Raw genomic sequence first — 24,492 nt, 5'->3', positions numbered from 1 at the left:
AGAGCCCCGGCGCCTGCGGCGCCGGGGCATTGAAAGGGGGAATTACTTCGTCTTCCGACATGTAACCGATACGTCGGCGATCACCCCAACCACATAACTTCACGGGCGACCCGACGGGCAACGCCTCCTTTCTCCTCACGGTGTTACTTCATCTTCTTTCGTGCAACTTCACTTACTTCCCGGCGGGCGGGAGGACCGTTGTATCTGCTGGTCCCGCGGCCGCGCCCGCCGGTCTTGCCATCACGGGTAGTTCGTCATCTCCCGTGCCTTCTGGATACTTCTTGCGCTTCCAACAACACAGAAACTACCTCATGCCCTCGCAAATGTCTACTGTGACCGCTACAGATTTTCTGTAGGGCCGGTGTGGGTCACTTATCGGGGCCGCCGCCCCCTCTGCCATCGCGCGGCAGAACTCGTCGTGGCTGTCCAGATCACAGAAGAGGACCCACCGCCGTGCGCGAACACGATCACCGGAAGCGTCGTGGCGTCGTGCCGGGGTCGGTAGAGCCGGGGACCGGATGATCGCCCGCAGTTCGGGCGCTGTCAGGGTGGTGACGTCCGGGAAGCCGCTGTCCAGGGCGGTGAGCATCGAGGCCACTTCGGGGAGGTCGGCGCCGAGTCGGGTTCTCGGTCCCCAGGGTCGCCCGGCCGCGATGCGGTACGTCCGACCCGAGCCCTGGTGCCGCCGGTGGACGGCGGCGGTGTGCCGGTGGTCGGAGAGTGATCGGTCAGGTGCGGGCCCGACCTCGGCGAAGTAGCCGGCGTTTACCGATTCTGGGAAACACCGCTGATCAGCTCCGGATTCGCCGGCACTATATTGATTTTCGTCCGCACGCACGGTCCTGAGAGTCCGGTACTGTCGCCGATCGTCCGAAGGTTTCACTTCGGTCGATTAGTGCCGTGTGTCGACCCTTCCCCGGAGCCAGGAGTGACCGATCGAGTTCGACACCCTATCGGTCGAACGAACGATCTCCCAGCGCTCTCGACTTCGCCCATGACATCCGTGGATCGGTCGTTGAAGCCCGGCCACTCACCACAAGCCGGCTAGCCGTGCTCTCGACTCGCTCACGACACCGCATCGGCTGGGCCGGTGCCGACTGCGCCGACGAATTCATCCTCCGGCTCGACCCGACGCTCACCGAGGCCGGGTCTCCCGGTTCGGCCTTGCTGCCCGACAGGGTGATCAGCGAGAGGAAACCTCATTGGACGGTCTGGGTCGCGGCGAGCTCAACGCGAGAATGCTGGAGGCAGCCAGACGCCTCGCCGCCGCGCTCGCCGACAACGGCACCCCGAGGGTCAGCGAAGCACACCGCGAGTACTCGCACGTGATACAAGCGGGTCTCGACCGCACCACTCGCGTCGGCGAGCAGAGCGCAGCGGACATCGACAGAGCCGGTTCGGCTCAGCGCGATCGCGCCGCCGTGCCTGCGGAAACCGGTGCGCATGTGCGGGAACCGGCCCGCGGGCCGGACTCGACCGCAGGGACCCGCTCGACGAACACCTTCAGCGAGAATCGGACACATCCCGATGGTCGCGACCGATTCGAAATCTCCTCGGAAGAAGCCCGGGAGCTATTCGAAAGGGTCCGGGATCGGGAACCGGAGTTCGCGGGGGCCGCCAACGGGGTGATTCGGGTCGACACGAGCGCGGGCCCGGCTGTCGTCAGATTCGAAACAGCCCGGCCTATCGAGACTTTCGTGAAGCATTGGTTGCCGGAAACCACGGCCATACGCTACGGAAGTGAGTGCGGTGTGCGGACACCCAGGCTGCTCTACGCCGGCACGGACTCCGCCACCGGCAAGGATTTCATGGTCATGCAGTACGTCCCCGGCGAGACACATGGTTTCGACGATCCCGAGCTGATGAACTGGTTACCCGACCTTCTGGACCAGGTGAAGTTGATCGCTGCGCACCCGCTACCGGCGGAGATGGCCATGGATATCCCGACGTGGCAGCGGCAGATGATCCAACATGCCGACAACGCGTATCACAATCTGACACCGGAACATCGGGCGAGATTGGATCAACTCGGACTCGGGCCGTTGTCGGACTATGTACGGCCGGATCTCAGCCGCGCGGGCGAGCCGACCTACTTCGCCCACAACGACCTTTATCCAGGCAACCTCCAGTTCGATGAACAAAAAAATTGTGGATTCTCGATTGGGCATGCGCCGGGCCCAGTGATCCGCTCTACGACGCGGGGTTCTTCCTCGAACGTGCGCTGTCATCGGCTAGCGAGACCGTCGGTCCGGCCACTGACATGTGGCTGGATCGGGTCCCGCTTGCGAACCCCGATGTCGATGCCAAGGCTGTCCTCCGCACGTACCAGGCCATGGAGGACTGGAGAGGGATGGCGATGGTCGCTGCGAAAGTGCCACGCACCATTGCCGAGGATCCCGGTAAACTCGATTACTGGACCTTGTTCTACAACCACCGATTGTCTCGACATCCAGAGCCGCCATGGCCCAGCGTTCCACGCGATGAAATGGCCGACATGCTGCGTGGATGGGTGTAGACGGCGTCATTGACCCCGACATCGACTCCGGCTGCCTTCGTGCAGTTCCGTGAACCGGCAGTCGTGGTGCCGACGGCGCGGGCGGTATCCGGAGGGCGGTCGCTTACCGGGTCGTGACTGTGGTGCGCAGCATCTCCCAGATCTCCGTGCGTGCGGTCCGGGTGACCGCGAGAGCGGGGATCGTCAGGAACCCGTGGAACAACCCGTCGTAACGACGGTGGCGCACCGCGACACCGGCTTCGGCGAGCAGCCGGGCGTAGGCGTCGCCGGACGAGCAGGGCGGGTCGAGTTCGGCGGTGATCACCACCGCGGGCGGTAGCCCGGCCAGGGTGTCCGCGCGGGTCGGCACCAGGCGGGCGTCCGCGGTGCCGTACGGGGCGTACTGCTGCCAGTACCAGCGCATCGCCGCGGCGGTGTTGTAGTACCCGCTGCCGTAGCGCCGATAGGACTCGGTGTCGAAATCGTCGTCGATCACCGGGTAGAGCAGTAGTTGCGCGGCGATCGGGGGTCCGCCCTGATCACGGGCCGCCAGTGCCACGGTGGCGGCGAGATTGCCGCCGGCACTGTCCCCGGCGACCACGAGCGCGGCGGGATCGCCACCGTATTCGGTGGCGTGCTCGGCGGCCCAGACGAGCGCGGCGTACATGTCCTCGTGTGCGGCGGGCGCGGGATGTTCCGGGGCGAGCCGGTAGTCCACCGACACCACCACCGCGCCGACCCCCTCGGCCATCGCGCGGCAGAGCTCGTCGTGGCTGTCCAGATCGCAGAATACGAACCCACCGCCGTGCGCGAACACGATCACCGGGAGCGCCGAGGCGTCGTGCCGGGGCCGGTAGACCCGGATGGGCAGCGGGCCGCCCGGTCCGTCGACGGTCAGGTTCGAGACATCGCGCATCGCGGGCAGCCACTGCAGCGGCGCGCGGCGGGACCGGATGATCGCCCGCAGTTCGGGCGCCGTCAGGGTGGTGACGTCCGGGAAGCCGCTGTCCAGGGCGGTGAGCATCGAGGCCACCTCGGGAAGCAGTCCGGGCTCGGCGTCGCGTAGGGCTTCTGATTCCATCTGCGGCCTCCTCGATTCTCGTGACCGGTAGCTCCCGGCCCCACGGCTGATCGGGCCACCGTAGGTCGGCGACGGCGCGGACGGAGTCGCGTCTCCCGGAGAGTGGGCCGGTCCCGGCCGGACCGCCGGGTACGGCCCTACCGTGGGGCGATGGGTGCAGCGAAGGTCTATATCGTCGACCGGATCGAGACGATGCCCGGCGGCGCACGGGAATTCGTGGACCGCTATCTCGCCGAGTACGTTCCCGGGGCGACCGCGCGGGGGATGGTCCTCGACCGGGTGCTGGTGGCACCGCCGCTCTGGCTCGACGACCGGCCCAATACGGTCACCGTGACCTGGGAGCTCGCCGGTCCCGCCGGATGGTGGGAGATGACCTGGCGAAGCCGGCCCGACCCGGAGCCGGCCCGATGGTGGGCCGGGGTCGGGCACCTGATCGCCCGGCGGACCCGTGAGTCGGCCGCCGCGGCCGGCGATCTCGAGGCGCTCGCCGATGTATGAGATCACCCGACTGATCCATCTGGTCCCGGATGTTGCCCCGGGCGCACGCGATACCCTGCTCGCCGGGCTGCGGGCCGCAGCCGGTGCGGCGCGGCGCGCGTTGATCGAACCGACTCTGCCCGGGGTCCGCAACGGTGGCGATATCCTGCTGCGCCTGAGCTTCGCGGAACCGGCGGTGGGGCGGGCGGCGGCGACCCGGCTGGCAGCGGTGTGCGACCGGGCGGAGGTGCTGCGCGTCGACGGAGCCGACCACGGTCCCGGCGTGCACGGTGTGGCCGGGCCGAGCAGCCCGGGCACGGTGTACCGCACCCTGCTGTTGCGCGTGGACCCGGACACGTCGCCGCGGGTGCTGGCCGAATTCGAGGCCGACCTGCTGCGGATGCCCCGGCATGTATCCACCATCCGCGCCTGGCGGCTGAGCCGGGCCCTTCGGGCCGAGGGCACCGCGCAGTGGACGCACATCTGGGAGCAGGAGTTCAGCGACCTCGACGGCTTGGTGGGCGCCTACCTCGCGCATCCGGTGCACTGGGGTCTGGTGGACCGTTGGTTCGACCCGGAATGCCCGGAGGTCGTCGTCCGCGACCGGGTCTGCCACAGCTACTGCGTCCGTACAGAACCGGTGCTGACCTGACCGGTTTACGACGGGTCACTCCGCCGACCCGGTGCGGGTGCCGGCGTTCGGTGTTGCTTCCGCTCGTACCGAGCCGACCCGGCCGAGCGCGCGCCTGCGATGCCGAGTGCCCGGCCCGCATCGGCGGACCGGCGCCGGGCGATCGCGATCAGCGCCGCCCGGGTTCCTCGTCTTTGACCCGCTGCTCCACCTCGCGCCAGCGTCCCGGGGTGGGATGCGGATAGGCGGCCTGCTCGTCGCGTTCGGCCGCCACCAGCGCGGTCTCGGCCGCGTCGATATCGTCGATCAGCTGCTGGGTCAGGGCACGCTCGGAAGCGTAGTAGCGTTCGGCCCATTGCAGGACGATCTGCGAGTAGGCCCAGCCGGGTTCGGACTTCGCGGCCGCCGCGTCCACGGCGGCACTGCGTTCCAGCCGTTCCGCATCGGCCATATGGTCGCGCAGGATCTCCTTGAGCCGGTCCGGCGAACTCAGATGCCCGAACATGATCCGCAACATCACATGATGTTTCAGCATCGGCGGGTCGACCGGCGCGCTGTTGGTCCAGGCGGTGACGGCGGCCCGGCCGGCCGGGGTGATCCGGTAGAGGCGGCGGCCGCGCATGGCGTTGTCGGCGTCGACCCGCGAGTGCGCGAACCCGTGCCGTTCGAGCTTCTTCAGCTCCGAATAGATCTGGCTGTAGGAGGGGCTCCAATAGAAGTAGCGGATACTCCAGTCGGCCCACTTCTTCAGGTCGTACCCGGAGATCTCCTCCTCGTAGGAGAGCATGGCGAGCACCGCCCAGCTGGTCGGCGGCAGGTTGATCTGCGCCAGGTCGGGTTCGCTCGTCGTCATTCGCCGAATGCTATCAGTGGTCATATACCGGTCCGGCATATGACTACCGTGGCGGGCGCGAATCGCGTCGCTCACCGGTCCAGTAGGTCGAAACCCTTGTAGTCGGCGGCGGCGACCTCGGCGATGATCTCGCCGTACACCCCGAAACCGCTCACGAACGGCATGAAGACTCGCGGTTTGCCCGGGATGTTCGCCCCCAGGTACCAGGAGTTCGCCCGGGTCATCAAGGTCCCGGACGCCCGCTCGGCGCATTCGGCGACCCAGGCCGCCGCCGCGTCGGCACGGGCCTCCAGCGCGGTGGCTCCGCGCCGGTCGACGAACCCGATCGCCTCGGCCACCCAGTCCACGTGCAGTTCCGAGTGCAGCACCATATTGGCCAGTACCGACGGGCTGCCCGGGCCGGTGAGGTTGAACAGATTGGGGAAGCCGGGGACACCGAGCCCGAGATAGTTCACCGGGCCCTCCGCCCACGCCTCGTTGAGGGTCCGTCCGCCGCGGCCCGTGATCGCGATTTTGGCGACCGAGCCCGTCATCGCGTCGAATCCGGTGGCCAGCACCAAGGTGTCCAGCGGGAAATACGCACCCGTGGTGTGCAGACCGCCCGCGTCGATTCGTTCGATCGGTGTGGCGCGCAGATCTACCAGCTGCACGTTCTCCCGGTTGAAGGTGCGGTAGTAGTTCGTATCGGTGCAGATGCGTTTGGTGCCGATGGGATGGTCGCGGGGGATCAGCAGCTCGGCGACCCGGGGGTCGTCGAGCTCGGCGCGGATCTTCTCCTCCCAGAACAGCCGGGCGGTCTCGTTGGCGGCGGGATCGGTGAGCTGGTCGGGGAAGGTTTTGCTGAACAGCACACCGCCCAGTTGCCAGCGCTGTTCGTAGGCGGCGCGCCGTTCCTCCTCGCTCACCGCGAGCGCGGATTTCGGGTGGGCGCGGTGCGGTGAGCCGCCGCCGCTGGCCATCGACAGCCGCCGCCGCTGCGCGTAATCCGCCTTCTGGGCGCGCCGGGTGTCGTCGTCGAGCGCGGTGTTGCCGGCGGGCACGCTGTAGTTGGCGGTGCGCTGGAACACGTGCAGCCGCGCGGCCTGTTCGGCGAGCACCGGGATCGCCTGGATACCCGAGGAACCGGTGCCGATCACGCCGACCCGCTGCCCGGTCGGGTCGACGCCCTCGTGCGGCCAGGCCGAGGTGTGCAGCAGCCGCCCGGCGAAGGTGTCGAGGCCCTCGATCGCCGGGGTGTTGGCATTCGACAGCGGCCCCGTGGCCAGCACCACGAACCGGGCCGTGACACGGCTACCGGTATCGGTGTCCACCTCCCAGGTCAGTGACGACTCGTCGAGGCGGATACCGGTGACCCGGGTACCGAATTCGATATCGCGGCGCAGATCGAACCGGTCGGTCACGTGTTCGAGATAGGCCAGGATCTCCGGCTGCGCCGCGTACTTCTCGCTCCAGTCCCATTCCTGCTGGAGGTCTTCGTCGAAGGAGTACGAGTAGTCCACGCTCTCCACATCGCAGCGGGCGCCGGGGTAGCGGTTCCAGTACCAGACCCCGCCCACGCCGTCGGCGGCCTCGAACACCCGCACCGTGAGGCCGCGGCTACGGAACCGGTGCAGCGCGTACAGCCCGGCGATACCCGCGCCGACGACCGCCACATCGACTCGGGTCCGGCCGGGTGACGGGGGGGTTCCGGGGTTCACAGTGCCTCCAACTGCTCGGGTGTCCGGTGCTCTGCGGCGACGGTAGGGACAGCCGCGGCCTCCTGGTCGCCCTTCTCCCGCTGACCGGCACATTCACCGGATCGCGCCGGTTCTCCCGGTCACCGGGAGAACCGTTCGCCCGCGCCGGGCACCGGCCCTACCGTCGGCCTCGGCACGAGCCGGCAGCGCGAGGAGGCGGTGGAGCAGTGGTGGACTTCGACGACGAAGTGGATGTGCTGGTGGCGGGGTCCGGCGGCGGACTCGCCGGCGCCTACACCGCGGCCCGGGAGGGATTGTCGGTCGCGGTGGTGGAAGCGACCGACAAATTCGGCGGCACCACCGCGTATTCGGGTGGCGGCGGGGTCTGGTTCCCGTGCAATCCCGTGCTGGAGCGCGCCGGTACCGACGACACCCTCGACGACGCGCTCACCTATTTCCGCGCGGTCGTGGGTGACCGCACCCCGGCGCAACTGCAGGAAACCTTCGTGCGCCGCGGTCGCGACCTCATCGAATACCTGGAGAGCGACGAGCGTTTCGAATTCCAGATGTATCCGTGGCCGGACTATTTCGGCGCGGCGCCGAAAGCGCGAACGGACGGACAACGCCATATCGTCCCCGTACCGCTGCCCGCCGCCGAACTGGGCGACCTGCGCGCACATCTGCGCGGCCCGCTGGACACCGACCGGCTCGGCGCCGAGCCGCCGGAACTCCTGATCGGCGGGCAGGCGCTGATCGGCCGTTTCCTGCGCGCGCTGGTGGCCTATCCGGACGTCCGGCTCTACCGCAACGCCGCCCTCGCGGAGTTGATCGTCGAGGACGGCGCGGTGATCGGCGCGCGTATCGAACGGCCCGACGGCACGATCGCGATCCGGGCCCGGCGCGGTGTGGTCCTGGCGGCGGGCGGATTCGAGGGCAACGAAGAGATGCGCCGCCACTACGGCGTGCCCGGCGCGGCCCGCGACACCATGGGCCCGCCCGGCAATCAAGGAAAAGCGCATCGGGCCGGTATCGCCGCCGGAGCCGATATCGATCTCATGGATCAGGCGTGGTGGTCGCCCGGGCTCACCCACCCCGACGGGCGGTCGGCCTTCGCGCTGTGGTTCACCGGCGGCATCTTCGTCGACCAGGACGGTAAGCGGTTCGTCAACGAATCCGCGCCCTACGACCGGCTCGGCCGGGCGGCCATCGAACGGCTGCGCGCCGGCAGTATGACCCTGCCGTTCTGGATGATCTACGACGACCGGGACGGGGTCCGGCCGCCGGTACAGGCCACCAATGTGTCGATGGTCGAAACAGAGAAGTACCAGGCGGCCGGGTTGTGGCATACCGCCGAGACGCTCGAAGAACTGGCCGCGGCCATCGGCGTCCCCGCCGCCCACCTCGTCGAGACCGTCGAGCGGTACAACGCGATGGTCGCCGCGGGTGCCGATACCGATTTCGGCCGCGGCGAGGAAGCCTACGACCGGGCCTTCTCCCAGGGCGAGCTACCGCTGGTGCCGATCGAGCGGGGGCCCTTCCACGCCGCCGCCTTCGGCCTGTCCGATCTGGGCACCAAGGGTGGGCTGCGGACCGATCGCGCCGCCCGGGTGCTGGACCGCGACGCGACACCGATCCCCGGCCTGTACGCCGCCGGCAACACCATGGCCGCGGTCAGCGGCACCGTCTACCCCGGCGGCGGTAACCCGATCGGCGCCTCGATGCTGTTCGCCCATCTCGCTGTCCTCGACATGCTCGGCCGTTAGCACCGGGCCATCGCGAACCGCCGACATGCTCACCCACGGGCCGGCCGAACACTGCGCCCCGATCCCGAACAGGAAACATCGATGCCCGAACCCGAACAGATCCGCGCGGCCGTACACCGCTACCTCGCCGCCGTGGCCACCGGAACCGCGGCCGATATCGCCGCCCTCTACGACGAGAACGCCACCCTGGAAGACCCGGTGGGCAGTCCGTCGCACACCGGCCGCGCGGCCATCGAGAAATTCTACGGGAGCCTCGAATCCGCGCGTCGCAGTACCGAACTGCTGAGCCTGCGGGTGAGCGGCGACAGCGCCGCGTTCGGTTTCCGGGTCGTCACCGAGACCGGTGACCAGACCATCACCGTCGAACCCATCGACGTCATGACCTTCGACGAGAACGCGCGGATCACGAGTATGCGCGCGTTCTGGTCGGCCGAGGACATCAGCTTCGGCTGAGTTCGAGCTCTACGAGAAAAGAGATATCCGTGTCTCCTACCGAACAGCACTGGGATCACGAGGTGGGTTTCCTGGTCGTGGGAAGCGGCGCCGGCGGCCTCACCGGCGCGCTGGCCGCCGCGGACCGGGGCGCGGACACCCTGGTCATCGAGAAGGCCGGCTACTACGGCGGAAGTACAGCGCTGTCCGGCGGCGGGATCTGGGTACCGAACAACCCGGTGCTGCTGCGCGAGGGCCTGCGCGATTCCCGCGCCGAGGTACGCGCCTACCTCGACGCGGTGGTCGGTGACCGGGTGCCCTCGGCCAATCTGGACGCGTTCATCGACCAGGGCCCGGCAATGCTGGAGTTCTTGGAGAGCAGCGGCCCGCACCTGCGTTTCCAGTGGTGCACCGGCTATTCCGACTACCACCCGGAAGCTCCGGGCGGGCGTCCGGCCGGCCGGTCGATCGAACCGCTGCCGGTGGACCTGCGCGAACTCGGTGCCGACGAGCCCTACCTGCGCCCGGCCGCGCTCGCCACCCCGCCCGGGCTGTTCATCACCTCCAAGGATTTCGTCCAGCTGAACATGGTCACCCGGACCTGGAAGGCCCGCTGGACCGCGCTGCTCACCGGACTGCGGGCAGTCAAAGCCGTGGTGCTGCGCCGGCATATGGACACCCTCGGCCGCGCCCTGATCGCCCGGCTCCGCCTGGCGCTGCGCGACGCCGGGGTCCCGCTGTGGCTGAACACCGCGATGCGGTCGCTGATCACCGACGAAGCGGGCGCGGTGCTGGGAGTGGTGGCCGAACGGGCCGGCCGGGAGATACGGATCCGGGCCCGCGGCGGAGTGCTGCTCGCGACCGGCGGTTTCGAATACAACCAGGCGCTGCGCAAACAGCACCTGCCCGCCGGGGGCCGCGACAACTTCAGCGCCGCCTCCGCCGACAACACCGGTGACGGGATCGTGGCCGGGGAACGGGTCGGCGCCGCGGTCGATCTCATGGACGACGCCTGGTGGATGCCGTCGTTCCAGCGGCCCGACGGGATCAACCAGGTCCTGGTGTCCGAACGATCCATACCCCGGTCGATCATCGTGAACGGCTCCGGTGTCCGGTTCACCAACGAGGCCGCCCCCTACGTCACCTTCGTGCACGCGCAGCTGGCCGGCGGTCACGACCCGGCATGGCTGGTGTTCGACGGCAGAGCCAAGAACCGCTACCCCATCGGCGGGATCATGCCGGGGCAGAAGTTTCCGGCGGACTGGTTGTCCTCGGGGCTGGTGCGCAGCGCGGCCACCGTCGGTGGCCTGGCGGACGCGATCGGCGTGCCCGCCGCGGCCCTGGAGGCGACCGTGCGCCGGTACAACGACGCCGCGCGCACCGGCCGCGACACCGATCACGGGCGCGGCGAGAGCGCCTACGACAACTACTACGGCGACCCGACTCTCCCGCAACCCACCCTCGACGTACTCGACCGGGCACCGTTCTACGCGTTGCGAATCCGCATCGGTGACCTCGGTACCAAAGGTGGGTTGGTGTACAACGAGAACGCGCAGGTCCTACGCGCCGACGGCGCCGTGATCCCGGGCCTGTACGCGACGGGCAACACGTCCGCCGCGGTGATGGGCACCGATTACGCGGGCGCCGGCGCCACCATCGGACCCGCCATGGTGTTCGGCTATATCGCCGCCCGCCACGCCGCGACGAAGGAGTGATCGTGCAGCCCGTACAGTGCGCCAACTGCGGTAACCGAGTGCTGGTGGAGAAGTTCAGCCCCAGCCACACCAGTGTGCAATGGCTCGACGACGCCGAATCCGCCTGCCCCGAATTCGCCCGCCGAGCGGCCCTCGGCGAGCACAGCAAATGGATCCCCACCTGCCCGGCACTGCGCGATTCCATCGAACGGGCCGTCGCCGACGGTGAGCTGCCCACCGACGAATGCCGCCGGGAACCCGTTCCGGGCCGCCTCGGCTGACACGGCTGCTCGGCGCTCGCCCGTCGGCAGGAGAGCTACACCATGCTGAGGCGAAGCGATAGATACTGACCGAAGCCGGCACGCCGAGCGAATCGGACGGGGCGTCGCTGATACTCGGTGAAGCCGAACTTGCGGTAGAGGCTCAGCGCGGGTGTATTGGTGTCCTTGATCTCGCGCAGGATGAACTCGTCGTAGCCGGGAAGGGCGATGATGTATTGCATCAGTGCGGTTCCCACCCCGCGCCCTTGGTGGGCGGGGGCGGTGGCGACGAAAGCGATCTCCGCCAGCCCGTCCCGCGCCTCATCGGGGGCGCCGAGGAATTGTGAGCGGACCACCGGATAGCTGATGGTCCCGTGGAGGAGTCCGAGATGGCGGCGGAACTCCGGTAGTCGCGGTGCGAAGCACTCCTGATCGCGGGAGGTGACCGACGCGATGGCGGCAGGCTCGCCGTCGACCAGGGCCACGACGAAACGCTCCAGTATGAGCATGTGCTCGAACGCGGCGGTCAGCTGCTCGAGGTCGGACGAGAAGAAGGCGAAGTCTTCGGCGAAGCCATGGACGAGTACCTCGGTGATCGTACGGCGGTAGTCCTCACCGAGCTCGTCGCCGTGCTTGATCGTGATCATTGTGTTCTTCCTTCGGTGAGCAGTTTGAGTACGACATCGACGTCCGGGGCGGTGAATTCGGAGCCGAGACCTACTCGGATCGAGGTGAGACCGCCGAGCATCGCGAAGTAACAGGTCGTGAGTTGAGCCGGATCTCCTCGACCGAGTTCGCCGCCCGCCTGTCCTCGGCGAATCAGGTCCTCGAAAGTGCGCCACATCAACCTGCGTGCATCGAGGAGACGAGGGATCGATGCGGACGGGGCAGCGGCGGTCACGCCCTGGTTGATGACGATCATGAACTCGGCGGCGCCGTCGTCGGCTGTGAGACCGGCCAGGTATCGAGCGGTGAATTTCCGGATGATCTCGAGCGGGCGCCCTGGGCCGGAGAGTTCCCCTGTCAGATCGTCGAGCCCGGTCAGTGCCTGGTCGAGCAGGTCGGCGTACAGCGCGTCTTTGGTCGGATAGTGCCGGTAGATCGTGCCGATGCTGACGCCGGCCTCGGTCGCGATGTCACGGATGGCCGATGCGGCGTACCCGTGACGGGCGAAAACGCGAACGGCCGCGGTCTGAACCGCGCTTCGCGTTGCCGCGCTCAGGGCTGCACTCTGTTCGGTGGTGCGCGCCACGGACGGCCCTCCCATCTATAGAATGAACTAATGTTCACTCTATAGGCAGGGCTGCGGCGTAGGGGCACTCGGCCCATACCGCGGTGACACCGAACTCCGTCTCGAAAACCCTGTGCCGTTTCGCCGCCGGCACGCGGCGACCGCTCACCGGGAACGCCGGGTGAGCGGTCGCCGCGCAGCTGGCAGCGTGGCAGGAAGAAAGTACGCCGAGATGGAGGGCTGACGATGACACCGGTTTCCAGCGCCGAGCACGAGCTGCGGGAGATACCTACCGATGCCGGGGTGCTGCGGTATTACGAGGCAGGCTCCGGTACTCCGCTGCTGCTGTTGCACGGTTCCGGCCCCGGGGTCACCGGATGGCGTAACTTCCGCGGCAATCTCGATTTCTTCGCCGAACGGTTCCGCACACTCATCCTGGAATTCCCCGGCTTCGGCGTCAGCGACGATTTCGGCGGGCACCCGATGATCACCGCCCTGGACGCGGTGGTCCGCTTCGTCGACGCGCTCGGCCTCGACCGGGTCGATATCGTCGGCAACTCGATGGGCGGCGGGGTCGCACTGAACTACGCGATCGCCCACCCCGACCGGGTCGGCAAGATCGTGACCATCGGCGGTATCGGCAAGAACCTCTTCAGTCCGGGCCCGGGAGAGGGCATCCGGCTGCTCCAGGACTTCACCGAGAACCCCACCCGGGAACGGCTGATCGCCTGGCTGCACTCGATGGTGTACGACCCGGCGCTGGTCACGGAGGAGATGATCGAGGAACGCTGGGTCCAGGCCACCGATCCGGCCACCCTCGACAGCGCCCGCCGCATGTACAGCCGGGCCGCGTTCACCGCGATGGTGCGTGCCATGGACGCCGCGGACACCCCGCCGCAGTGGGCGCTGCTGCACAAGGTGACGGCGCCGACCCTGGTGACCTGGGGACGTGACGATCGGGTGAGCCCGCTGGATATGGCCCTGCTGCCGATGCGCACCATCCCGCGCGCCGAACTGCATGTGTTCCCGGATTGCGGCCACTGGGCCATGATCGAGCAGAAGGCCGCCTTCGAATCCACGGTCATGGCCTTCCTGACCCGTAAGGACTGAGGCACCCGGGCCCGGGCAGCGTCAGGCGGATACGTCCGGAACGGGAACGGGTCCGGAACCCTTCGCAAGCGATTCCGCACCCGCCACGCCGACCAGTGATGCCGCGACGGCGGGGCGTACCGGGATGAGCGGGGGTGTGCCGCGTTCCACGGTGGCACGGAATCCTTCGAGCACCGCGACGGTACCCTCGGCCATGCGGTCGATCGGTTCGTCGTTCACAAGATAGGGGTCCGGTACGCGGACCGCTTCGCGTGTCTGCCCGTCGGCCTGTGCCCAGCCTTCCTCGCGCACTCGGACCGACCAGGCCTCTTCGCCTGCGCTACGGATGGATTCGGCCATGCCGTGGCCGCCTCGTACCGAGATCCAGCTCCAGTGGCTGCCCGTTTCCCCGGTGAGAAAACCGTGGCGGGCGAGGGCCAAAGTGCCGTCGGAGAGCCGGATCGCCAGCACCACCGCGGCGGGGCGGTCGCCTCCCGGACCGACCGGGAAGGCGCTGACCTCGACCGGCCATGCACCGGTGAGCTCCAGCAACGGCGAGACGGTGTGCGTGCAATAGGCGGTCGGCGGGATGCGACCACGCCAGTGGGCCGGATCGCCGATGAGCGCGGCGGTGTCCTCGGGCGACAGACTGTGCAGATAGTCCGCTTCCACCAACGTGATGCCGCCCAGTTCGCCGGAGGCCACCGACGCGCGGAGCAACCGGGTGTGTGGATGGAAGACGTAGTTTTCCGCGAACGAATAGGTGGCCGTCGACCCCTCGGCCGCGGCGATGAGTCGGTGCCCCTCTTCTTCGGATACGCAGGCCGCCGTCTCCGACAGCACATGGATTCCGCGATCCAGGAAGGCGATGGACAACGCCGCGTGGGCGTCGAAATCGTTGGCGAGCACGACACCGTCCAGGCCGGCGTCGAGCAGATCCGCCCAGCTCCCTGTCGCCCGCGCCGCCGGAAATCCCGCCTGCGCGTCGGCCAGCCGTTCGGGGTCACGATCGCACACCGCCTGCACTTCGATCCCGAGTCGATGTGCCCACTCGGCCATGTACAAACCCCGCGACAAACCGACGATCCCGATACGCATTCCACTGGTATACCTACGGGGCGGCCGTGAACAAAAAGGTTTTCGTATCCGCCCGCACGAACGTCGGCTGGAGCGAAATCCGCGGGCGGCGTCACCCACGCGCCCACAAGGCGCCCCCTCTCGAGGGCCGGCCCACCCCGGATCGAGCAGACCAACCTGGGCAGGTTCGATTGCTCGGATCCGGCGCCGGGCCTTCTTCGCTGACCTGCCTGCGGCTTCACCGATCAGAAATCCTCCGCCATGGCGTCGGTTCTGGTAGCCGCCTCGCACCAGTGGAAGGATTGATGACCATGACCGACGCCAGACCGCTGGGCGCCGATGAGGCCACGTTCATCGCGGCGGCCCGCTCAGGCGATACGGCGCGGTTCGCACTCATCACGGAACGGCACCGGCGTGAGCTGCAGGTGCACTGCTACCGGATGCTCGCGAACTACGAGGACGCCCAGGACATGACGCAGGAGACGTTCCTGCGAGCGTGGAACAAGCGGGAGTCGTTCAAGGGCCACGCCGCGCTGCGGACCTGGCTGTACCGGATCGCGACGAACGCCTGCCTCGACTTCCTGGAGAAGCGCAACGACCGGACACCTGTACCGTCCGGGCTGCCGGACCCTGGCTCCGAGGTGCTGTACCTGCAGCCGTACCCCGATCGGATGCTCCCCGCGGACCCGGAGGAATCGGTGGTGGCCCGGGAGACGATCGAGCTGGCGTTCATCGTCGCCGTCCAGCACCTGCCGCTGCGGCAGCGGGCGGTGTTCATCCTGCGCGACGTCCTCGGCTGGCCGGCGTCGAAGGTCGCCGACGCTCTCGAGCTGACCGTCGCATCGGTGACCAGCGCACTGCAGCGGGCGCGCGTGACGATGCGCGAGCAGCTGCCCGACCGCCGCCTCGACTGGCGGAGCCCCGCCACGCGCGAGCTGTCGAAGGACGAGCGCGGCGTGGTGAAGTCCTACATCGACGCGCATGAGCGCAACGACCTCGACGGGCTGATGGCCCTGCTGCGCAACGACCTGCGCTTCGCGATGCTGCCCGATCCGGGCACCTCGATCACGGGGGCCGGGGACGCGGTGGACGGCTGGGTCTCCGGTGGGCTCTTCCAGCCCGGCTACGACGACTGGCGCTGTATCGCCACGACAGTCAATCGCATGCCTGCCGCCGCGCTGTACCTCCGAGCCCTCGGCGACCCGGAGTACCGGCTGTTCAACATCGCGGTCCTGCATATCGTCGACGGGAAGATCGCCGAGCTCACCGGATTCGACGCCACCGACAAACCATGGCTGGGCCTGCCCCCGACACTGTAATGTCCGACAGGGAATACGCCGACCGGCGCGTCAGCGATCGAACCGGCTGTGCCGCGCGCATCGAATGCGCCTGGAGGAGCCACCCCTACCGCTGGGTGCTGCCGGCGTCGACCGGCAGGGTCACCGCGGTGATGTAGCGGGCCTCCTCCGACGCCAGGAAAAGCGACGCGTTCGCGATATCGACCGGCTCCACCCACGGGATCGGCAGCATATTCATGGCCCGGGCGGCCTCCGCGAATTCCTCGCGGGTGGGGTTTTCCCGATCGGGGCGGAACGACCTGCGGACCATATCGTTCTGGATCATCGGGGTGTCCACATTGGTCGGGTGCACCGAGTTCACCCGGATCCCGTGCGGTGCCAGCTCCTGCGCGAGCGACCGCATCAGCCCGACCACACCGTGTTTGGCCGCCGTGTAGTGCGCCACCCCGACCAGTCCGCGCAGTCCGGCGATCGAACTGGTCAGGATCATCGACCCGCCGCCGCGGGCGATGAGATGCGGGGCGGTCGCCTTGCAGGTCTGCCATACGCCGGTCAGGTTGACATCCAGCATCGTCCGCCACTGCTCCTCGGTCAGTTGCAGACCGGGTGCGCTGGAGGTGATCCCGGCCGTCGCGCACACCACGTCCAGACCGCCGAGTTCGTCCACCGCCCGGTCGGCCGCCACCCGCAGCGCCGCGCCGTCGCGGACATCGGCGGTGGCGGCCACGACCCGGGCCCCGGTCTTCTCGACAGCTCGCACGGTCTGCTCGAGGTCTTCCGGCGTCGCCGGTGGGATGACCACCGTCTCCACCGGGCCGCAGAGATCGAGCGCGACGATATCGGCGCCCTCCTCGGCCAGCCGTACCGCCTGGGCCCGCCCGATACCCCGTGCCGCGCCGGTGACCAGCGCTACCTTGCCCGAAACCCGTCCCATCTCACACCTTCTGAGTAAGTCCGGCGTCCACGACGAGCTGGGTGCCGGTGATGTACCGGGACTCGTCGGACGCGAGGAACAACACCGCATTGCTGATATCCACCGGCTCCACCCAGGGCACCGGCAGGATCGTCCGTTCCGCGAGGACCCGCGCCGCGTCGTCGCGGGTCGGATCCGTCAGCCCGGGTAGCAATTTCGCGTATACGTCGTCGTTCAGGATCATCGGCGTCGCCACCGAGCCCGGATGCACGGTGTTCACCCGGATGCCCTGCGGTCCGAGCTCGTTGGCCAGCGTCCGCGCCAGACCCACCACCGCGTGTTTACTCGCCGAGTAGTGCGCGGCCGAAGCGCCGCCCTTGATGCCGTTCGTCGACCCGACGATCACGATCGAAGCTCCCGCGTCGAGATGGGCGGCCCCGGCCCGGACGGTGTGCCAGACTCCGGTGAGATTGATATCGAGGGCGCGCTGCCAGGCGTCGTCGGACAGTTCCCAGGTCGGCGCCAGATCCGCGTAGATGCCGGCATTGGCGACGACCACATCGAGCCGGCCGAGCTGCGTCACCCCCGTGTTCACGGCTTCCTCGACCGCCAGCGGGTCACGGACATCGGCGAAACCGGTGACGCACCGGCGGCCGAGATCCTCCACCTCCCCGGCCACCGCGACCAGGTCGGCCGCGCTCTCCGCGAGGTCGAGCGCGACGATATCGGCGCCCTCCTCGGCCAGCCGGCGGCAATGGGCACGGCCCATTCCGCCCGCTGCCCCTGTCACCACCGCTACCCGGTCCTGCAGGCGCTTCATCGCGCGCCTCCGGCACATACCGCATCCATGCGGGCGACGCTAGGTGCGCCGGATATCCCGCGACCGCGTTTCTCCCGGTCACCGGGCCGTGACCGAGACCGCTCCCGCTGGGCGGGAACGGCGTTGCCCGGTGTATCCGGTCTCCGCTATCGGGTGTGGGCCGGTGTGCCGCTCATCGGATCAGGCCGGGAAAACTCGACCGGTGCGCACTCCGCAGCGGGCACCGGCCGGAATTTCCGGCCGGTGGTCCGGGGCGGACGTCAGGGGACGACGACCGCCCGGCCGCGCAGCGTTCCGGCGGCGAGCCGGCGATACGCCTCGGGGGCTTCGTCCAGGCTGAACCGTTCGGTGGCGATATCGAGGACTCCGGCGTGCGCGAGATCGATCAGCTCGATCAGTTCGGCCCGGGCACCCCAGTACGGTGCGGTCGCGGTCGTTTCGTACGGGCTGATGCCGAACCCGACCCGCGCGGCGGACTTCCCGTCGCCGATACCGACGATGGTCACATCGGAATCCACCCCGGCCACCGCCATGGCGGTATCGATGGTCGGCTGGAAGCCCACGAAATCCAGGACCAGGCTCGCCCCGGCCGGGCCGGTGATCTTGCGGACGTTGTCGGCGGCCCGGTCATCGGAGAGCACCGCCTCGTGCGCGCCCACCGACCTCGCGAATTCGAGTTTCTCGTCGTTCACGTCGAGGGCGACGATGCGGGTGGAGGACAGATACCGCAGCAGCTGGATGGCCACATGGCCGAGACCGCCACTGCCGATCACCACCGTCCACGAGCCGGGGCGGATCTTGTCCAGCGATCGTTTGATCGCGTGATAGGGGGTCAGACCGGCATCGGTGAGCGGTACGGTCGCCACCGGGTCGAGATCGCCGATCGGCACCAGATGGCGGGGCGAATCGACGATCAGGTATTCGGCGATGGCACCCGGTGAGCCGAGCCCCGGCGGCATGATGCCCAGTTCGGCGGCCCGCGAACAGTAGTTCTCCTGGCCCTGGGCGCAGAACCAGCAGTTTCCGCAGCCCCACGGGCCGTAGACCACGACATTCGTGCCGATATCGATACCGCGCACCCCCTCACCCAGGGCGGTGACCTGCCCGGCGCCCTCATGCCCCAGGGTCAGGGGCAGTTCGATACCGAACTGTTCCGGCGGGTTGTTCATGACGAAATCGTCGGAATGGCAGACCCCCGCCGCGGTCACCCGCAGCAGCACCTCACCGGGGCCGGGCTCAGGGGTGGGGATCTCGCGGACCTCCGGTTCTGCCCCGACGGTCACGTATTGCAGTGCCTTCATTGCGCCTGTCCTCTCCGAGCCGAGCGACTGGGTGCGTACTGGTGGAACGGCAGCGAACATGCGGATACACCGACTGCGACCAGGCTAGTTCGGGCCGCGCCCGGCCGGAGGTATTTACGTATCCGACCAGGTCGCGGCGGTCAGTGGCGGCGGGCCGGTCAGCGCTGGGCCGGTGGGCGGATTCCGGAGTACCAGTCGAGCAGATCGGGGTCGTCGACGGCGCTGCGCTCCACCACGCGGGCCGGGTCGGCGCCCTGGAGCAGGCGTTTGATCGGGACCTCGAGTTTCTTGCCGGTACGGGTGTGCGGTATCGCCGGCGCCGGCAGGATCTCGTCGGGGACGTGCCGCGGCGACACCTCGGTGCGGATCGCCTCGTTGATGCGGCCGCGCAGTGCGTCGGTGAGTTCGGCGCCGGGAGCCAGGACCACGAACAGCGGCATCCAGTACCCGCCGTCGGGTTGTTCGGCGCCGATGACCAGCGCTTCGGCCACCTCGGGAAGCCGCTCGACCGCCTGGTAGATATCGGCGCTGCCCATCCGGATACCGTGCCGGTTGAGGGTGGAATCGGAGCGGCCGTGCACGACCACACTGCCGCGGCCGGTGAGGGTGATCCAGTCGCCGTGCCGCCACACGCCGGGGTAGGCGTCGAAATAGGCGTCGTGGTAGCGGGCGCCGTCGGGGTCGCGCCAGAAACGGATCGGCATGGACGGCATGGGGGCGGTGATCACCAGCTCGCCCACCTCGCCGCGGACCGGTTGCCCGACCTCGTCGTAGGCGTCGAGAGCGACACCCAGATAGGGCGCCGAGAGTTCGCCCGGCCAGACCGGTACGGTGGGCGCCCCTCCGGCGAACGCCGAGACGACATCGGTACCACCGCTGATCGAGGCCACCGGGACATTCCCGGCGTTGTCGCGCAGCCACAGCGCCGACGCCGGCGGCAGGGACGAACCGGTGATACCGATTAGCCGCAGGGCGGACAGATCGTGATCGGTCCGTGGTACCGCACCCGCCTTCATGCAGCCCAGCACATAACCGGGACTGGTACCCAGCACGGTGGCGCGGGTGCGGGCGGTGATCTCCCAGAGCGTGTCCGGCCGGGGGTGGGCCGGGCTGCCGTCGTAGCAGACGATGGTCGCCCCGGCGAGCAGCCCGGCGACCTGGAAGTTCCACATCATCCAGCTCGGGCTGGTGTACCAGAAGAAGGTGTCCTCGGGTCCGATATCCGATTGCAGCGCAACGGCTTTGACATGTTCGAGCAGCACCCCGCCGTGGCCGTGCACGATACCCTTGGGCAGTCCGGTGGTGCCGGAGGAGAACACGATCCACAGCGGATGCGCGAAATCGACGGTTTCGGTTTCCGGGAGCGGTTCGCCGCCGGAGGGATCGGCCGCGGCCGACCACGGTGTGCTGTCGGGGATCCCGACCCCCAGCCGCGACACCACCACGGTGGCGCGCACGGTATCCAGACCGGCTCGCAAGGCGGCGATATCCGCGCTCTTGTCATGGGTCTTCCCGCCGTAGCGGTACCCGTCCGCGGTCACCAGGACCACGGGCTCCAACTGGCCCAGCCGGTCCAGCGCGGCCTTGGCCGAATAGTCCTGTCCGCACGCACTCCACACCGCCCCCACGGCCGCGGTACCCAGGAACGCCACCACCGTCTCGGTGATATTCGGCAGATAGCCGACCACCCGGTCGCCGGGCCGGACACCGAGCCCGCGCAGAGTCCGGGCGAACGCGGCCACTCCGGCCAGCAACTCCGCCCACGACGTCGCCACCACGTCCGCGCTGTCCTCGGTGACCTGCAGGATCGCCGGCCGGTCGGTCCGCGCCTGCGCGATCACCCGATCCACATAGTTCAGGGTCGTACCGGGAAACCAGCGTGTGCCGGGCATCTCCGGACAGGGCAGTACCTCACCGGCGATGGGCCCGAGCTCGAAGTACTCCCACACCGCCAGCCAGAACTCGGACAGATTGTCCACCGACCAGCGCCAGAGCGCGTGGTAGTCGGGCAGTTCCGCACCGGAACGCGCGGCCACGAAGCGGGCGAAATCGGTGATCCGGGCATCGGCGATATCCCGTTCGGTCGGTACCCACTGAGGTTCCACCGGCAAAGGACCCTTCTGTGTTGATGGCGGCGCCTCCGGCGCCGCGGGTCGGGGCCCTGTGACCCCGATTCTTCCCTCCTCCGCTCAGTCGCTGCGCTCCTTCGCTCCGTCAGTCCAGAATCGGGGGCGGGCCCCGACCGCGGAGGTAGACCATCCGGAATAGATAGAAGTTGCATGCTGTTCTGCGCCTCGACCAGCGTGGGTAGGCTCACCTCACTGTAAGTGCTCAATGGTCGCCATTCTCTGGACGGTCGACTGCACACGCTCAGTCGCTGCGCTCCTTCGCTCTGTCGCTCCAGAACCGGGGGCGAGCCCTGACCACCGAGGTCGACCGTCCGGGATGGGCAGAAGGTGCATGCTGTCGCGCGCCTGGACCGGCCTGGGGAGGTTCACATCACTGTAAGTGCTCAACGGTCACCGGTCTCTGGACTGTCGACCGCACATTTCATTCTGGGCTGCGCTGGAGGAGTTGTTCGGCGTGACGGAGTAGGGGGGCGTCTACCATTCTGCCTTCGTAGGCGAAGACTCCACGGTGGTTCGGGGCCGCGGCCAATACGCCACGGGCCCAGGCCAACTCTTCGGGCGACGGGGCGTAGGCGGCGCGAATGACCGGGAGCTGGGCGGGATGGATGGCGACCTTGATATCGAAGCCCACCGCCACCGCGTCCTCCGCTTCGGCACGCAGGCCGTCGAGGTCGCGGATGTTCAGGTACACCATGTCCAGGGCGAGGCGCCGGTGTGCCTTGGCGGCCAGCAGGCCGGTGCTGCGCAGATGCCGTGCCACATCGCGGTAGCTGCCGTCGGGGCGGCGGGTGCCGGTGCCGCCCATGGCGGCGACCAGGTCCTCCACGCCGCACATCACGCCGCGGGTATTGGGCGCGGCGGCGATCTCCTGGATTGCCGAGGCCCCCGAAGGGGATTCGATCAGGGCGAAGACCTGGTACTCGCCGAGGCCGGTGACCTGGCGGGCGGATTCGGTTTTCGGCAGCATGACCAGCCGGTATCCGGTGCGCCGCAGGGCTTCCAGGTCGAGGTCGTGGTCGGGGGTGCCGGCCGGGTTCACCCGCACCACGGTGGTCGCGGGGTCGAGCGGAGTCTCCACGAGTGCGACGCGGGCGGCGGGTTTGTCGGCGGGGGCGACACCGTCCTCCAGATCGAGGATCACCACATCGGCGACGTCGGCGGCCTTGTGGTAGCGCTCGGGGCGATCCGCGGGGCAGAACAGCCACGCCGGGCCCGCGGATTGCCAGGTGGCGTCCGCGCCGTACTGCTCGGTCACTGCCGGTACCCCCTCGAGGTGTTTTCGCCGCCGGCGCTCACGGCCGCTCTTCCGACGGGCGCAACCGGATCAGCGCGTTGCGGACGGCCACCCCGACCACGGTGCCGTGCTGATTGCGGGCGACGTGGCGGAAGGTGACCACGCCCTGACCCGGCCGGCTCTTCGATTCCCTCTTGTCGAGGACGACGGTCTCGGTATACACGGTGTCGCCGTGGAACAGCGGGGCCGGGAACTTGACCTCTTCGAAGCCGAGGTTGGCGACCGTGGTGCCCTGGGTCAGATGGGCCACCGCCTGCCCGATCATGGTGCCCAGGGTGAACAGGGAGTTCACCAGACGCTCGTGGAACGGCTCCTGGGCATCGCTGAAGGCTTTGTCGATGTGCAAGCCCTGAGTGTTCATCGTGAGGGTGCTGAACAGCACGTTGTCGGTTTCGGTCATGGTGCGGCCGGGACGGTGCTCGTAGAGCACTCCGGTCTCCAGCTCCTCGAACCACAGACCGGTCTGCACCACCCGTTTCAGGCCGGAGACGTCGTGGTCGACGTCCTTGGTGATCTTTTCGCCGCTCATTGGGGCACCATCCCTTCTGCAACCCGAACGGATAGGGTTGTTGTCTCTCGGTTCCGGTGGGTGCATGGCCCGCGTCGCGTGCCACTCGATGGCCGCTGTGAGTATTGCCAGCCCCACCGGGCCGGGGGTCGCAGACCGGCATCAAGGAAATGCCCCGCAGAGGGCCGATCAATGAGCTTCCGGCCACGGCCCTCGTTTCCGAGGAGGCACCACATCGACCTCGAAGGAGATTGTTGGTGTTCGCTGGCTGGGACTGGGGAAATGCCACCCACGATGTGACCGTGATCGACGATGCCGGCCGTAAAATCGAACGGTTCCCGGTGCCACATACCGAAGAAGGCATCACCCGCGCGCTGGCCCGGCTGGCCTGCCACGGCGGGGTGCCGGTGGCGATCGAAACCACCCGCGGGCTGGTTGTGGACCGGTTGCTCGCCGCTGGTCACCCGGTGGTCGCGGTGCACCCCAACGCGTTTCACGCCGCACGTCCCCGCTGGGGCGCCGCCCGCGCCAAGAACGACCCGGGCGACGGGTTCAAGCTCGCAGACTACGCCCGCACCGACAGCCACCGGCTGCCGATACTGACCCCGACACTGCCGCAAACCCTCGAACTGCAGGCGCTGACCCGCCAGCGCGGCGACCATCTGGCGATGCGCATCGCTGCGGTCAACCAGCTCGCGGCGCTGCTGGACACCCACTGGCCCGGCGGCAAGGCGATCTTCGCGAGCCTGCACTCGCCGATCGCGCTGTCCTTCCTCGACCGCTACCCGACACCACAGGCCGCTGCCGGACTCACTGCGGCCCGTGTCGAAACGTTCTGCCGACGTCACCACTACAGCGGCCGCCGTTCCGGCGCCGAGCTGCTCACCAGATTGCACGCGGCTCCCACCGCGGCCAGCCGGCTCGGCGAACCGGTCATTGCTCAACTGGTCGGTGCTCAGGTCGGGCTCGTGCGTTCGATTCAGGCTGGTATCGATGCGCTCGACACCCTCATCGCCGGCGCTGTCGAACAGCACCCCTACGCTGCGCTGCTGGCCGGTCTGCCCCGGATCGGGGTCCTCAACCTCGCCCAGATCATCGGCGAGGTCGGACCGATCCTGGAGCGTTGCAACACCTTCGACCAACTCGCCGCCGAAACCGGTATCGCACCGGTCACCCGGGCCTCCGGGAAAACACACACCGTCGCGTTCCGCCACGCCACCAACCGCCAGGCCCGCCAAGCGCTGGTCACCTGGATAGACAACAGCCGCCGCGCCAGCGAATGGGCCGATCAGCGCTACGCCGCTGCCCGCGCACGCGGACAACGACACCCCCATGCCATCCGCACCCTCGGCCGCGCCTGGCTGCGCATCATCTGGGCCTGCTGGCGCACCGAAACCCCCTACAATCCCAACCTGCACCAACCCGCTCAACAACCGATCGCCGCATAGAGGTTGACTCAAGGAACTCACAG

The 24,492-nt window shown here is 68.4% G+C and carries 22 protein-coding genes and 1 pseudogene; 11 read left to right on the top strand and 12 right to left on the bottom strand.

Annotation, left to right across the window (positions count from 1 at the left end; genetic code table 11):
* Positions 1–1,238: 1,238 nt before the first annotated feature.
* Positions 1,239–2,132: pseudogene (locus NF4_RS40200) on the top strand (phosphotransferase); the annotation flags it as partial.
* Positions 2,133–2,146: 14 nt separating this feature from the next.
* Positions 2,147–2,515: a hypothetical protein gene (locus NF4_RS39635; protein ID WP_063131129.1), complete on the top strand. Its 369-nt coding sequence runs from the start codon at positions 2,147–2,149 to the stop codon at positions 2,513–2,515.
* 103 nt (positions 2,516–2,618) lie between these two features.
* Here NF4_RS39635 and NF4_RS31950 read toward each other — a convergent pair whose 3' ends face one another.
* On the bottom strand, positions 2,619–3,575 hold the full coding sequence (locus NF4_RS31950; protein WP_063131128.1) for an alpha/beta hydrolase: 957 nt from the start codon (positions 3,573–3,575) through the stop codon (positions 2,619–2,621).
* 150 nt (positions 3,576–3,725) lie between these two features.
* On the opposite strand from NF4_RS31950, the gene NF4_RS38285 reads away from it, so the two are divergent.
* Together NF4_RS38285 and NF4_RS38280 are read left to right on the top strand one after the other, a co-directional pair.
* On the top strand, positions 3,726–4,073 hold the full coding sequence (locus tag NF4_RS38285) for a hypothetical protein (RefSeq protein WP_063131127.1): 348 nt from the start codon (positions 3,726–3,728) through the stop codon (positions 4,071–4,073).
* The gene (locus NF4_RS38280) at positions 4,066–4,704 is read left to right on the top strand and encodes a Dabb family protein (RefSeq protein ID WP_063131126.1); all 639 of its coding nucleotides are present in this window, start codon (positions 4,066–4,068) and stop codon (positions 4,702–4,704) included. Before NF4_RS38285 ends, NF4_RS38280 begins: the two co-directional genes overlap by 8 nt.
* A gap of 148 nt (positions 4,705–4,852) precedes the next feature.
* Here the strand turns inward: NF4_RS38280 and NF4_RS31935 are convergent, their stop codons facing one another.
* Complete coding sequence (locus tag NF4_RS31935) at positions 4,853–5,536, bottom strand: PadR family transcriptional regulator (protein WP_063131125.1); 684 nt, start codon at positions 5,534–5,536, stop codon at positions 4,853–4,855.
* 71 nt (positions 5,537–5,607) lie between these two features.
* On the bottom strand, positions 5,608–7,233 hold the full coding sequence (locus NF4_RS31930; protein ID WP_063131124.1) for a flavin-containing monooxygenase: 1,626 nt from the start codon (positions 7,231–7,233) through the stop codon (positions 5,608–5,610).
* A gap of 206 nt (positions 7,234–7,439) precedes the next feature.
* Between NF4_RS31930 and NF4_RS31925 the strand changes: the two genes are divergently transcribed.
* From NF4_RS31925 to NF4_RS31910, 4 genes are all read left to right on the top strand, one after another.
* Positions 7,440–8,975 (top strand): FAD-binding protein, encoded by a 1,536-nt coding sequence (locus tag NF4_RS31925; RefSeq protein WP_063131123.1) that lies wholly within the window; start codon positions 7,440–7,442, stop codon positions 8,973–8,975.
* A gap of 81 nt (positions 8,976–9,056) precedes the next feature.
* The gene (locus NF4_RS31920) at positions 9,057–9,428 is read left to right on the top strand and encodes a nuclear transport factor 2 family protein (protein ID WP_063131122.1); all 372 of its coding nucleotides are present in this window, start codon (positions 9,057–9,059) and stop codon (positions 9,426–9,428) included.
* Positions 9,429–9,457: 29 nt separating this feature from the next.
* Positions 9,458–11,122, top strand: coding sequence for an FAD-binding protein (locus NF4_RS31915; protein ID WP_157120715.1), 1,665 nt, complete (start codon positions 9,458–9,460; stop codon positions 11,120–11,122).
* A 2-nt stretch (positions 11,123–11,124) separates the two neighbouring features.
* Complete coding sequence (locus tag NF4_RS31910) at positions 11,125–11,382, top strand: hypothetical protein (protein WP_063131181.1); 258 nt, start codon at positions 11,125–11,127, stop codon at positions 11,380–11,382.
* 35 nt (positions 11,383–11,417) lie between these two features.
* On the opposite strand, the gene NF4_RS31905 is transcribed toward NF4_RS31910, so the two are convergent.
* Both NF4_RS31905 and NF4_RS31900 read right to left on the bottom strand, forming a co-directional pair.
* Positions 11,418–12,008: a GNAT family N-acetyltransferase gene (locus NF4_RS31905; protein WP_063131120.1), complete on the bottom strand. Its 591-nt coding sequence runs from the start codon at positions 12,006–12,008 to the stop codon at positions 11,418–11,420.
* On the bottom strand, positions 12,005–12,628 hold the full coding sequence (locus NF4_RS31900; protein WP_198165550.1) for a TetR/AcrR family transcriptional regulator: 624 nt from the start codon (positions 12,626–12,628) through the stop codon (positions 12,005–12,007). Before NF4_RS31900 ends, NF4_RS31905 begins: the two co-directional genes overlap by 4 nt.
* Before the next feature lie 210 nt (positions 12,629–12,838).
* On the opposite strand from NF4_RS31900, the gene NF4_RS31895 reads away from it, so the two are divergent.
* Positions 12,839–13,702: an alpha/beta fold hydrolase gene (locus NF4_RS31895; RefSeq protein ID WP_063131118.1), complete on the top strand. Its 864-nt coding sequence runs from the start codon at positions 12,839–12,841 to the stop codon at positions 13,700–13,702.
* Positions 13,703–13,723: 21 nt separating this feature from the next.
* Here the strand turns inward: NF4_RS31895 and NF4_RS31890 are convergent, their stop codons facing one another.
* The gene (locus tag NF4_RS31890) at positions 13,724–14,779 is read right to left on the bottom strand and encodes a Gfo/Idh/MocA family protein (RefSeq protein ID WP_063131117.1); all 1,056 of its coding nucleotides are present in this window, start codon (positions 14,777–14,779) and stop codon (positions 13,724–13,726) included.
* Between the two features lie 290 nt (positions 14,780–15,069).
* Here NF4_RS31890 and NF4_RS31885 point away from each other — a divergent pair, with 290 nt between their 5' ends.
* The gene (locus NF4_RS31885; protein ID WP_063131180.1) at positions 15,070–16,077 is read left to right on the top strand and encodes an RNA polymerase subunit sigma-70; all 1,008 of its coding nucleotides are present in this window, start codon (positions 15,070–15,072) and stop codon (positions 16,075–16,077) included.
* 85 nt (positions 16,078–16,162) lie between these two features.
* On the opposite strand, the gene NF4_RS31880 is transcribed toward NF4_RS31885, so the two are convergent.
* The 6 genes from NF4_RS31880 to NF4_RS31855 form a co-directional block, all read right to left on the bottom strand.
* Positions 16,163–16,990 (bottom strand): mycofactocin-coupled SDR family oxidoreductase, encoded by an 828-nt coding sequence (locus tag NF4_RS31880; RefSeq protein WP_063131116.1) that lies wholly within the window; start codon positions 16,988–16,990, stop codon positions 16,163–16,165.
* A gap of 1 nt (position 16,991) precedes the next feature.
* Positions 16,992–17,789 carry a mycofactocin-coupled SDR family oxidoreductase gene (locus NF4_RS31875; RefSeq protein ID WP_063131115.1) on the bottom strand — a complete coding sequence of 266 codons (798 nt, stop codon included), beginning with the start codon at positions 17,787–17,789 and terminating at the stop codon, positions 16,992–16,994.
* A 260-nt stretch (positions 17,790–18,049) separates the two neighbouring features.
* Entirely contained in the window at positions 18,050–19,090 is a 1,041-nt protein-coding gene (locus tag NF4_RS31870) for an NAD(P)-dependent alcohol dehydrogenase (RefSeq protein ID WP_063131114.1), read from the bottom strand.
* Positions 19,091–19,248: 158 nt separating this feature from the next.
* On the bottom strand, positions 19,249–21,195 hold the full coding sequence (locus NF4_RS31865) for an acetoacetate--CoA ligase (protein WP_063131113.1): 1,947 nt from the start codon (positions 21,193–21,195) through the stop codon (positions 19,249–19,251).
* A 445-nt stretch (positions 21,196–21,640) separates the two neighbouring features.
* On the bottom strand, positions 21,641–22,474 hold the full coding sequence (locus NF4_RS31860; RefSeq protein ID WP_063131112.1) for an HpcH/HpaI aldolase/citrate lyase family protein: 834 nt from the start codon (positions 22,472–22,474) through the stop codon (positions 21,641–21,643).
* A 37-nt stretch (positions 22,475–22,511) separates the two neighbouring features.
* Positions 22,512–23,042, bottom strand: coding sequence for a MaoC family dehydratase (locus NF4_RS31855; RefSeq protein ID WP_063131111.1), 531 nt, complete (start codon positions 23,040–23,042; stop codon positions 22,512–22,514).
* 236 nt (positions 23,043–23,278) lie between these two features.
* Here NF4_RS31855 and NF4_RS31850 point away from each other — a divergent pair, with 236 nt between their 5' ends.
* On the top strand, positions 23,279–24,469 hold the full coding sequence (locus tag NF4_RS31850; RefSeq protein WP_063131110.1) for an IS110 family RNA-guided transposase: 1,191 nt from the start codon (positions 23,279–23,281) through the stop codon (positions 24,467–24,469).
* Positions 24,470–24,492: the final 23 nt, after the last annotated feature.

Origin of the sequence: Nocardia fusca NBRC 14340 (assembly GCF_001618425.1) — a bacterium.
GTDB classification, from domain to species: Bacteria; Actinomycetota; Actinomycetes; order Mycobacteriales; family Mycobacteriaceae; genus Nocardia; species Nocardia fusca.
The sequence above is the reverse complement of the archived record's forward strand: the minus strand, read 5'-3'. Positions and strand labels throughout refer to the sequence as shown.

What these genes read in the sequence shown, in the direction of transcription:
- NF4_RS31950 (WP_063131128.1), bottom strand. Translation starts at nt 3,575, where the DNA reads ATGGAATCAGAAGCCCTACGCGACGCCGAGCCCGGACTGCTTCCCGAG.
- NF4_RS38285 (WP_063131127.1), top strand. Translation starts at nt 3,726, where the DNA reads ATGGGTGCAGCGAAGGTCTATATCGTCGACCGGATCGAGACGATGCCC.
- NF4_RS38280 (WP_063131126.1), top strand. Translation starts at nt 4,066, where the DNA reads ATGTATGAGATCACCCGACTGATCCATCTGGTCCCGGATGTTGCCCCG.
- NF4_RS31935 (WP_063131125.1), bottom strand. Translation starts at nt 5,536, where the DNA reads ATGACGACGAGCGAACCCGACCTGGCGCAGATCAACCTGCCGCCGACC.
- NF4_RS31920 (WP_063131122.1), top strand. Translation starts at nt 9,057, where the DNA reads ATGCCCGAACCCGAACAGATCCGCGCGGCCGTACACCGCTACCTCGCC.
- NF4_RS31905 (WP_063131120.1), bottom strand. Translation starts at nt 12,008, where the DNA reads ATGATCACGATCAAGCACGGCGACGAGCTCGGTGAGGACTACCGCCGT.
- NF4_RS31900 (WP_198165550.1), bottom strand. Translation starts at nt 12,628, where the DNA reads ATGGGAGGGCCGTCCGTGGCGCGCACCACCGAACAGAGTGCAGCCCTG.
- NF4_RS31895 (WP_063131118.1), top strand. Translation starts at nt 12,839, where the DNA reads ATGACACCGGTTTCCAGCGCCGAGCACGAGCTGCGGGAGATACCTACC.
- NF4_RS31890 (WP_063131117.1), bottom strand. Translation starts at nt 14,779, where the DNA reads ATGCGTATCGGGATCGTCGGTTTGTCGCGGGGTTTGTACATGGCCGAG.
- NF4_RS31885 (WP_063131180.1), top strand. Translation starts at nt 15,070, where the DNA reads ATGACCGACGCCAGACCGCTGGGCGCCGATGAGGCCACGTTCATCGCG.
- NF4_RS31880 (WP_063131116.1), bottom strand. Translation starts at nt 16,990, where the DNA reads ATGGGACGGGTTTCGGGCAAGGTAGCGCTGGTCACCGGCGCGGCACGG.
- NF4_RS31875 (WP_063131115.1), bottom strand. Translation starts at nt 17,789, where the DNA reads ATGAAGCGCCTGCAGGACCGGGTAGCGGTGGTGACAGGGGCAGCGGGC.
- NF4_RS31870 (WP_063131114.1), bottom strand. Translation starts at nt 19,090, where the DNA reads ATGAAGGCACTGCAATACGTGACCGTCGGGGCAGAACCGGAGGTCCGC.
- NF4_RS31855 (WP_063131111.1), bottom strand. Translation starts at nt 23,042, where the DNA reads ATGAGCGGCGAAAAGATCACCAAGGACGTCGACCACGACGTCTCCGGC.